The organism is Streptomyces sp. CNQ329 (assembly GCF_000482585.1).
Genome location: NZ_AXVU01000077.1, coordinates 1 through 9,636 on the forward strand (window position 1 = coordinate 1; position 9,636 = coordinate 9,636).

The 9,636-nt window shown below is 70.2% G+C and carries 6 protein-coding genes and 4 pseudogenes; 7 read left to right on the forward strand and 3 right to left on the reverse strand.

The window, feature by feature from the left end:
* Positions 1–91: 91 nt before the first annotated feature.
* Positions 92–763: a potassium channel family protein gene (locus tag I003_RS0128090; protein ID WP_027774530.1), complete on the reverse strand. Its 672-nt coding sequence runs from the start codon at positions 761–763 to the stop codon at positions 92–94.
* A gap of 190 nt (positions 764–953) precedes the next feature.
* On the opposite strand from I003_RS0128090, the gene I003_RS0128095 reads away from it, so the two are divergent.
* Complete coding sequence (locus I003_RS0128095) at positions 954–2,312, forward strand: TRAM domain-containing protein (RefSeq protein WP_027774531.1); 1,359 nt, start codon at positions 954–956, stop codon at positions 2,310–2,312.
* A gap of 643 nt (positions 2,313–2,955) precedes the next feature.
* Positions 2,956–3,225 carry a hypothetical protein gene (locus I003_RS37125; protein WP_486584433.1) on the forward strand — a complete coding sequence of 90 codons (270 nt, stop codon included), beginning with the start codon at positions 2,956–2,958 and terminating at the stop codon, positions 3,223–3,225.
* Positions 3,226–3,442: 217 nt separating this feature from the next.
* Here I003_RS37125 and I003_RS0128105 read toward each other — a convergent pair whose 3' ends face one another.
* The gene (locus I003_RS0128105; protein ID WP_027774532.1) at positions 3,443–4,237 is read right to left on the reverse strand and encodes an IS5 family transposase; all 795 of its coding nucleotides are present in this window, start codon (positions 4,235–4,237) and stop codon (positions 3,443–3,445) included.
* A 354-nt stretch (positions 4,238–4,591) separates the two neighbouring features.
* Between I003_RS0128105 and I003_RS37130 the strand changes: the two are divergent.
* The 5 genes and pseudogenes from I003_RS37130 to I003_RS37140 form a co-directional block, all read left to right on the forward strand.
* Positions 4,592–4,828, forward strand: a pseudogene (locus tag I003_RS37130) (IS1182 family transposase); the annotation flags it as partial.
* Positions 4,829–4,892: 64 nt separating this feature from the next.
* Positions 4,893–6,317, forward strand: a complete 1,425-nt coding sequence (locus I003_RS33540) for a transposase (RefSeq protein WP_486584434.1) — start codon at positions 4,893–4,895, stop codon at positions 6,315–6,317.
* 1,186 nt (positions 6,318–7,503) lie between these two features.
* The gene (locus I003_RS33545) at positions 7,504–7,761 is read left to right on the forward strand and encodes a hypothetical protein (RefSeq protein ID WP_051368569.1); all 258 of its coding nucleotides are present in this window, start codon (positions 7,504–7,506) and stop codon (positions 7,759–7,761) included.
* A 12-nt stretch (positions 7,762–7,773) separates the two neighbouring features.
* Positions 7,774–7,989, forward strand: a pseudogene (locus I003_RS37135) (helix-turn-helix domain-containing protein); the annotation flags it as partial.
* A gap of 924 nt (positions 7,990–8,913) precedes the next feature.
* Positions 8,914–9,300: pseudogene (locus I003_RS37140) on the forward strand (helix-turn-helix domain-containing protein); the annotation flags it as partial.
* Between the two features lie 116 nt (positions 9,301–9,416).
* On the opposite strand, the pseudogene I003_RS0128125 reads toward I003_RS37140, so the two are convergent.
* Positions 9,417–9,636 (reverse strand): annotated as a pseudogene (locus I003_RS0128125) (hypothetical protein); the annotation flags it as partial.

The following is a 9,636-nucleotide window of genomic DNA, read 5'->3' on the forward strand; positions in this document are numbered from 1 at the left end:
GCGTGCGTCGCTCACTGTGCTGCTCCGTTCGCTTCTCCGCCCGCGCGGCGTGCGTGCGGTAGGTCCGTGGTGTGCGGGCGTGGTGCGTCGCTCACCGCCGGTCCTCCGCGTCGGGGCCCTTCGCGCAGGCCGCCTCCACCTGCTCCACCTCGTCGGTGCGCATGATCACATGCACCAGGTCGCCGTCCTGCAGCACCGTCTTGGCGGTGGGCAGCACGGCCTCGCCCTGCCGGGTGAGGAAGGCGACCCGTACGCCCGTCTCCTCCTGCAGCTCCGCCACCCGGTGCCCGATCCAGGCCGCCGAGGTGTGCACCTCGGCCAGCTCCACCCGGCCGCTCGGGTCCCGCCACAACGGCTCGGCGCCCGAGGGCAGCAGCCGGCGCAGCATCTGGTCCGCGGTCCAGCGGACGGTGGCGACGGTGGGGATGCCCAGGCGCTGGTAGACCTCGGCGCGGCGGGGATCGTAGATCCGGGCGGCGACGTTCTCGACGCCGAACATCTCGCGGGCGACCCGCGCGGCGATGATGTTCGAGTTGTCGCCGGAGCTGACCGCGGCGAAGGCCCCGGCCTCCTCGATGCCGGCGTCCATCAACGTGTCCTGGTCGAAGCCGATGCCGGTGATGCGGCGCCCGCCGAATCCGGGGCCGAGGCGGCGGAAGGCAGTAGGATCGCGGTCGATCACCGACACCGTGTGCCCCTGCTGCTCCAGCGTGCGCGCCAGGGTGGAGCCCACCCGGCCGCACCCCATGATCACGATGTGCACGCGGCGTCCCTCCGCCTCATCCGGCTTTTCCGTTCAAGCTACACACCCCGCGGGCCCGCAGGCACCCCGGGTGGCGCCGGCCGGCCCCCAGGGCCGAGGGGTGACGGCCCGTACGGTACGGGACTCCGGGCCGCCTAGACTGGCGCGCGGCCGAAGCGCCGAACCCACCCCCTCCCCAGGAGTCCGCCCCGTGCCCGAAGAAAAGCAGGCGCCCGCCACGTCCCCGAGCGCGGCGGGGGAGGAGTACGAAGTCGAGGTCGGCCCGGTGGCGCACGGGGGGCACTGTGTCGCCCGTACGGCGGAGGGCCAGGTGCTCTTCGTACGCCACACGCTGCCCGGCGAACGGGTCGTCGCCCGCGTCACCGAGGGGCACGCCGGCGCACGGTTCCTGCGCGCGGACGCGGTGCGGGTGCTGACGCCGGCGAAGGACCGCATCGAGGCGCCGTGCCCCTTCTCCGGCCCCGGCAGGTGCGGGGGCTGCGACTTCCAGCACGTCGCCCCGGGCGCACAGCGGCGCCTGAAGGCCGAGGTGCTCGCCGAGCAGCTCAGCCGGCTCGCGGGGCTCACCGCCGAGGACGCAGGGTGGGACGGCACGGTGGAACCGGTGCCGGGGGACAAGGTGCCGAAGGGCGACGTGCCGGCGTGGCGCACCCGGGTGCAGTTCGCGATCGGCGACGACGACCGGGCGGGCCTGCGCAAGCACCGATCGCACGAGGTACAGCCCGTCGACCGCTGCCTGATCGCCGCCCCGGAGGTCGAGGAACTGGGCGTGGAGGCGCGGGAGTGGCCGCAACTGGCCACGGTGGAGGCCATCGCCGCCACCGGCTCCGGCGACCGCCAGGTCGTCCTCACCCCCCGCCCCGGCGGCCGGCTGCCCCTGGTCGAACTGGACCGCCCCGTCTCCGTACTCCGCGCCGAGCCCTCCCGCACCACCGGTGCCCCGGCCGCCATCCACCGCGTCCACGGCCGCGACTTCGTCCGCGAACGCGCCGCGGGCCGCACGTGGCGCGTCGGCGCGGGCGGCTTCTGGCAGGTCCACCCCCGGGGCGCGGACCTGCTCGTCGACACCGTGATGACGGGCCTGATGCCGAAGAAGGGCGATATGGCCCTCGACCTCTACTGCGGCGTCGGCCTCTTCGCCGGCGCCCTCGCCGAACGCGTCGGCCCCAAGGGCGCGGTCCTCGGCATCGAGTCGGGCAAGCGCGCCGCCGCCGACGCCCGCCACAACCTCGCCGACCTGGACCGCGTCCGTATCGAGCAGGGCAAGGTCGACCGCGTCCTCCCCCGCACGGGCATCACCGAGGCGGACCTCGTCGTCCTGGACCCACCCCGCACCGGCGCCGGCCGCCAGGTCGTCACCCAGATCACCGCCCTCCACCCCCGCCGCATCGCCTACGTCGCCTGCGACCCGGCAGCACTGGCCCGCGACCTCTCCTACTTCGCCACGGCGGGCTACACCCCCAAGTGGACCCGCGCGTTCGACCTCTTCCCGATGACCCACCACATGGAGTGCGTGGCAGTGCTTGTGAGGGCCGAAAAGGCTGCCTGACCTGCGGTTTTCGTGATGCGCATGATGTGCGTTGTGTGCGGTATGGGCGATATCTTGACGCTGAAATGACGCTCTCCGAGGTATCTTGACGCTCGTTTGACGCTCGTTGATCTTGCTTCAAATGCCTCGTTGAGCTGGGTAGACAGCATTCCGGACGGGCGAGTGAGCTTGCCCTCCAGGTTGCTGAGCCCTGTACGGAGAGCGCGCACCGCTTTCCGTTGATCTTGGTCGAGGCGGTGGAGAACGCGAGTGTTGAGAGCAGAAGAGAGCCGGGGTCGGCCGCTTTCGGGCGGACGGTGCTGCCCGCAGACTCATAATCCGTCGGCCGTGGGTTCGAGTCCCACCCGCCCCACTCAGAGACCTCTCAGAGGGATCGTTTCGACCTGCGGTTTCCTGCTGAGTTCTCATTAGCGTCCGCACACCGGACAGTCGCAGAGATCGTTAGCTGGCCCGCTGCTGGCCCGAGTGCCACTCGATCTTGCGTTTGGCCGCGCCATACGAAGACGCGTGTCTTCAGCCCAGCAGCGCGCAGCTGACAGCCATAAGAAGCTGTATCTCAACGGAATGTGATCCATTGATCTCTGCTGGTCAGGCATGGTTTCGCTCGGCGTGAGGGAGGGATGCGGCGTCTTGTGTCCGCTTCATGGCCGAGGGGTGCGCGGTGGCGTCGGTGCTGGGAATGCTGGAGGAGCGGGAGGCGGCTGCCCGGGTGAGGGTGGAGGGGCTGCGGGAGGAGGCCGCGCGGTTGGCTGAGGTGTTGGAGGCAGCGGAGATCGAGCTGGACCGGCGGGTGATCGCGCGGGAGGAGCTGGTCGAGGCCCTGGCCGTGTCCGCCGCCGAGATGGCCGCCGTGACCGAGGCGGAGCAGGTAACGGTGCCCTCGCCGGTGCCGGGGTCGGTGGTGCCGCCTTAGCGGGACGGGCTGCCGGGGACCGTGCTCGCGCCTGATTACCAGCGGATTGTGGGCGTGTTGGAGGAGCGGCGGTCCGCGGGCAAGGGGCCGGTGAAGGCCAGGGAAATCGCGGTGGAGCTGGGCCTTGCCACGACACCGGCGAAGGTTGAGGGGGTGCGCTCGAAGGCCAGGCGACTGGCAGAACGCGGGTGGCTCCTCCTGGAGGCATCGGGGATGTTCAGTGCTGGCCGGCGGCCCGTGGCCGGGCCAGACGTCGTCCTATCCGCGTGACCATCGACCACCGGATCATCGCCTCGCTGGAGGCAGGCAGGGTTTCGTAGTCCCGGGCCAGACGGCGGGAGTTCATCAGCCACGCGAACGTGCGCACTGCCACCCAGCGTCTGGGGAGCACCACGAACCCTGTCATGTCGTCAGTGCGCTTGACGATCTCCAGGGCCAGGGCGAGTCTGTCCCGGCACCAGCCGACGAGGCCGCCGGTGTAGCCGTCGTCGGCCCAGACGAGGGTGAGGTCGCGGTGCAGGTGCCGCAGCCGGGTCAGCACACCCACGGCGGCGTCCCGGTCGCCGATGTTCGCGGCGGTGACGCAGACGACCAGGAGCAGACCGAGGGTGTCGGTCACGATGTGCCGCTTGCGGCCGGGCACCTTCTTTCCGCCGTCGTAGCCGCGTGAGGCGGCGGGCACCGTCGCGGCAGCCCGGACCGACTGGGCGTCGATGATCCCGGCGGTGGGCTCGGCCTCGCGGCCCTCGCGTTGACGGACCTTCCCGCGCAGCCGGTCATGGAACTCGGCGATCAGCCCGTGCTCGCGCCAGCGGCGGAAGAAGGCGTAGACCCGGCCCCATGCGGGGAAGTCCGCGGGCATCGCCCGCCACGAGATCCCGCCCGCGACCAGGTAACGGATCGCGTCCAGCATCTGGCGGTGGCAGTAGCCCTCGGGCTGCCCACCCCTGCCCTGCAGCCAGGCCGGCACCGGCAGCAAAGGGCGGATCTCGGCCCACTCCGCGTCCACCATGTCCGACGGATACCGGCGCACTCGGTCCGGGTGATCGGCCGCGTTGCCGTACACGTGCGCGAGACAATCGCACGACACCGCGGGCAAGTTGAAGGCGACGGGCTCGGGCGCGTACAACAACGACAACAGGGCCTCCGGGAACCGCTCGGAATGGGATCGCACCCCCGGGCTACCAGGAGGCCCTGCCTTCATGCACCTACCGCCGGAAGACCACCCGACCAGGAACTCCGTTCGATCCACACGCTCCAAGATCGGTTGCGATACGGCTTCTGAGCTTGACTCTGTCGGGGATCTTGGTGTTTCCCGGTGGGACGGTGTGATCAACGGGCATGCTCGGGGCTGTTCCGCAGGCCGATGCAGTTGTCGAGGTGCTCGTTGTCTCTCCGCCCTCGTTCCGGTGAGCAAGTCCCTTCTCTGACCGCGCAGATCGCGCGGGCGAGCAATCCGGACGGCACGACGGCGATATGGGTGCGGGATCGGCTGGACGGGCTGTGGCACGACGAGGACTTCGCCGGCTGGTACCCGCGTGACGGCCGTCCGGGTCTCTCGCCCGCCCAGCTGGCCACCGTGTGTGTGCTGCAGTTCTTGCTCGGTCTGTCGGACCGGCAGGCGGCCGAGGCGGTCCGCTGCCGCATCGATTTCAAGTACGCTGGCCATGGAGCTGGACGATCCCGGCTTCCACCACAGTGTGCTGGCCGACTTCCGCGAGCGCCTCGCCCAGGGCGACCGCGCCGACCGCCTCCTCGACCTCGCGCTGGCCCGCCTGAAGGAGGCCGGTCTGGTGCGCGAGCGCACCACCCAGCGCACCGACTCCACCCACGTCCTGGCCGCGGTGCGCGACCTGACCCGGCTGGAGATGGTCACCGAGGCGGTCCGCGCCGCGCTGGAAGAAGTCGCCGGCACCTCCCCGCACCTGCTGGACGAGCTGGTCGACGAGGAATGGGGTAGCCGTTACGGCCGTCCGGCCCGCCTGGGCAAGAACCCCACCAAGCCCAAGACCAGGATCCTCGCCACCGGCAACGACGCCGTCCGGTTCCTGGAACACCTCTACCGGCACGGAGCGGACCGCGCGTCCGGTCCTCGTGCCGAGGCCCTGCGCCAGATCGTGGTGCAGAACTACCACCGCGACTGCGCAGGACACCTGCGCTGGCGCACCGCCGAGACGGAAGACGGGCCCGGGCTGCCGCCCTCGTCCCGGGCGATCGTCTCCCCGTACGACACCTCGGCCCGCTATGCCCGCCACGGGCACATCATCAGCTGGAAGGGGTTCTCCGCCCATCTGACGGAGACGTGTGCTCCCGACGGCCCCAACGTGATCACGGACGTGGCCACCACCGCATCCACCACCCACGACAGCAAGGTCCTGCCCGGCATCCACACCCGCCTGCACCGCCGCGGCCTGCTGCCCGCCGAGCACCTGGTCGACAGCGGCTACACCTCCCTGCCCCACCTGGAACAAGCCGCACGTGATCACCAGGTCACCGTCTCCGGGCCGCTCCGGGGCAATCCCACCCGGCAACACCGCCGAGGCGAGGGCTTCGCCCGGGACGACTTCCACATCGACTACGACCGCCGGCAGGTCACCTGCCCCCAGGGGCAGGTCAGCCAGGGCTGGCACGGCCCCTACCCGACCTCCTCACCCACCGCGGCGCCGCTGATCGTGGCCAGGTTCACCAAAAGCCAGTGCCACCCCTGCCCGGCCCGCACCCGGTGCACCACCTCCCGCGAAAGCACCCGCACCGTCGGCTTTCCCCCGCGAGAACTCCGCGACCTGCAACTCCGCGTCCGCACCGAGCAACAGACTCCCGAGTGGAAGACCCGCTACGCGGTCCGCTCCGGCGTGGAGGGCACGGTCAACGAGTTCGCCCACGGCCACGGCATGCGACGCTGCCGCTACCGAGGACAGAGAAAGGCCCACACCCAGCACGTCCTGACCGCCATCGCCATCAACATCGAGCGCCTCAGCGGCCTCCCACCGACCGAGGGAGCACCCCGGCCACGCCGACCGACCGCTTTCCAGACCTACCTCGACCAGCACGAGATCCCCCGGCCGAAGTCCTGGCGCACCCTGGGCACCTGACCTCGACAATTCCAAGATCCCCGACAGAGTCAAGCTGAGGGCAGAGCATGACCGCGGAGTCCGCGGGCTGGTCCCCCTGCTTTCCACCCTCTATGCCGCAAGATTCAAGGTCTAGATCATCGACAACGCCGACGGTGCTATCGGCCAGCAGCTGACAGAGACGCACGAACTGCGGCCGGCTGATCTCGGAGCCACCGGTGCTCGGTCGGCTGGTCAGCGAAACAGAGTCGGTCCTCTTGCCACGAGATCAGCTCCCGCATCCGCGACGTGCGCCGTCACGTCCAGGAGGACATCGCCCGCTGGTAGCAGCAGGTCGATGCGGGCCATCCGTACGCGTACCGTCCGCAGGCGAGCCGACTCCACCGGTGGGACTGCCAGACACTGACGAACATGGAAGTACGGCGCGAGCAGCTGGAAGAGGAGATCGAGGCAGCCGGGACGACTTCACCCGCGCCCGACACCTCAACTAGCCCTCACTGCCACAGCTGTTCACCGCGGAGCAGCTGCGCCGCCGGCGCGTATCCAAGCGGCGGCGCTGCGCGCATTACGGTCCCGACCCGCTGTAGCGCGCCACAGCGGATAGGGCAGTGGCGGCGTCGGCGACCTACGAGGGGGAGCTGCGCGTCCGACGCAGCGGCACGGTCGTAACCGACGAATGGACCAGAGTGGAGAGCGTCCGCGGCATCTTCCGGTGGCGTCCGCGGCGGTGTTGCACGTACGAGGAGCCGGTGCCGCAGTTCGGCACCGGCTCCAGGCGGTGTAGCGCGGCAACGCGACACCGCCGAACACTCTCCTGAGAAAGCATCGGTCGGAACCCTGTAGCAGTCAGGAGTGCACTGGTACCGGATGGTCGCAGCCCGCTTCTGACCCCGGCAATCGCAAATGGTCCACGCGTGCAGCAATCCTGAGAGTTTGGGGCGATCCCCCAACCCTAAATCGCCAACCACAGGCCCCGTCGTCGCTGGTCAGAAGCTCATGCTCGGTATCCGGCCAGGACCGCTGGCCGCCTCGCTGATGCGCGTATGTGAGACGTCAGCGCAACAACTCCGGGCAGGGCGGCGGGAATTGTTCGCCCAAATGGCATCCTGCTGGGAACGCGCCCGCGGTGCGGCGGCAACCGCCCGACGGCGCAGGAACCCTGTAGCAGGTCCGGCGGCCGCCGGACCCTTCTTCCCAGGAGGTCGCGGTGACCGAACCGCTCCCCGCCGAATGCATCGACGACGGCGCGCCCGCCAAGCGGCGCCTGGGCGGCCCGGAGGCCGCCGTCATCATCGTGATCGTGCTCTGCGCCGCGACGCTCACCTTGGCCGACCGACCCACCGGCCTGGTTCTGCCGCTGCTGGGCGGCGCAGGACTGGTCGCCGCCGGCGTACTGGCCGTGACCAGTCGCGGCCAGGAAATCAGGGCAGCGCTGCTCTCGATGCTGTCCGCGCCCGCTACCTGACCGGGGCAATCCATGGGACGCCGGGAGAAGCCGATCACCACGACGAGTCCCGCACTGCGCGAGCTCGCCGAATGGCTGCGTGAACAACGCGACCGGTCGGAGCTGACCTACCGCGATATGGCGGCCCGGGCCGGGGCGCATCCCACCACCCTGACCCGGGCCGCCTCGGGGGAGACGATCCCGCCGCTGGACACCGTGCTGGCGTATGCCCGCGCCTGCGGGGCGCCGGATGAGCAGGCCCGGACCCGCTGGCGGCGCGCCCGTTACGAGCAGTACAAGGCCGTCCATGGCTGTACCGTCGCCCCGAAGCCCGACCTGATCGTGTCCCAGCACGAGCTGAGCATGGCGCTGCATGCTCTGTGGGAGAAGGCAGGCGCCCCTGCGCCCGGGCTGATGGCCCGCAGGGCCGGCGCGCACGGCCAGCTGCCGCGTAGCACCGCCCACCGCATCCTGCGGAAGCTGACCGTGCCAGGCAGCGACGAGCAGCTGAGGGCCTTCCTCGTCGGTTGTGAGGTGCCAGCAGAAGGACACGGTCCGTGGGAGGCGGCGTACTTCCGTGCCTCGCGCAGTGAGCAGGAGGAGGAGAGCGCGACGCCGGCCGCCCACGCCACCCGCCTTACTGCGGAGCACCACGCGTGGCTGCAGCGCATCCATCCCAAGCCGCTGCCGATCCTGCAGGCCCTGGACGCCAGCGACCCCCGCAGTACGGCGGAGGTCGCCCGCCGCGCCGGTATGGCGCCCAGCACCGCGGGCGTCCGGCTGCGGGAGATGCGAACACTGAACCTGGTCACTGTCACCCGCCGTGGCCGCGCCAAGCTCTACCTGCTGACCCGCCTGGGCGAGCGATCCCGCAGCCAGCTCCTGCACCCCGCCATGCACCCCACTCGGAGGCAACCCAATCCCGAAGCCTGGGAACCGAGCACCGCCGTCGCCCTCCCGCCTCCCGGCGCCGGCAGAGCGGCCACCCTGCGTGAAGCGCTGTACCAGCACTTCCACGCGTACTGCACCGCCCAACAGCGGTACCCGTCGGCCACCGAGTTCGCGGCCTACCTAAAGGAACTCCCGCGGCCCGTGACCGATAAGGAGTTCCACCCAAGCGAACTACAGCAACTTCTCCCAGAGTGGCGCGACCGGCACCACCAATACGGCGGCCTGCCCCCAGCACCTGCAGGCACCCGCGAGGACGCCGCCCAGCCCGACTCGTTCTCCCGGGCGGAGTTCGACCGCGCTGGAGAAGCTGTGAACTGGGCACTGGAACACCTGCAAGCGCAGTTCGATGTGGAGACGCTTGCCTCGCGCGCGCAGATGTCCCGACGCAGCTTCGAGCGCCACTTCAGGGAGCTCACCGGCAAGGCACCACTACAATGGATCATCACCCAGCGGGTGCTCGCAGCGCAGCGGATGCTGGAGACCACGGACTTCTCCGTGGACGAGATCGCGGTCCGCGGTGGATTCCGTTCCCCGGTCGCGCTGCGTGGCCACTTCCGCCGCCAACTCGGCGTCTCTCCTGCCGCGTACCGAGTAGCCCACCGCAACCGGCCGGCGGCATGAGTCACCAACGGCAGCGGGCCGACGTTCTAAGAGGGCGGTTCGTGATCTGATGTCCGTTTCCTGGTGAGGTTGGGGCAGGGCTGGTGGTCGCGGGGCTTGGTCGGCTATTGCTTCCTGGCGAAGCTGCCCGTGTCGATCTCGGTGATGATGCCGAGCTTGACCAGGCGTTTCAGCTTGGCGCGGGTGCCCTCGATGTTCTTCGGCAGCAGTTCGTGATCGAGGGCTTCGCAGACATCCCGGGCCCGTAGCGGTCCGGTCGCACCGTTGAAGACGGCGAGGATGCGGGGGTAGTCCGGGTGCTCGGGCAGGTCTGGTGGGACGGCC

Bases quoted from the DNA above. Each gene is read 5' to 3' on its own strand.
- I003_RS0128105 (WP_027774532.1), bottom strand. From the start codon at position 4,237: ATGGTGGACGCGGAGTGGGCCGAGATCCGCCCTTTGCTGCCGGTGCCG.
- I003_RS33540 (WP_486584434.1), top strand. From the start codon at position 4,893: ATGGAGCTGGACGATCCCGGCTTCCACCACAGTGTGCTGGCCGACTTC.
- I003_RS37125 (WP_486584433.1), top strand. From the start codon at position 2,956: ATGGCCGAGGGGTGCGCGGTGGCGTCGGTGCTGGGAATGCTGGAGGAG.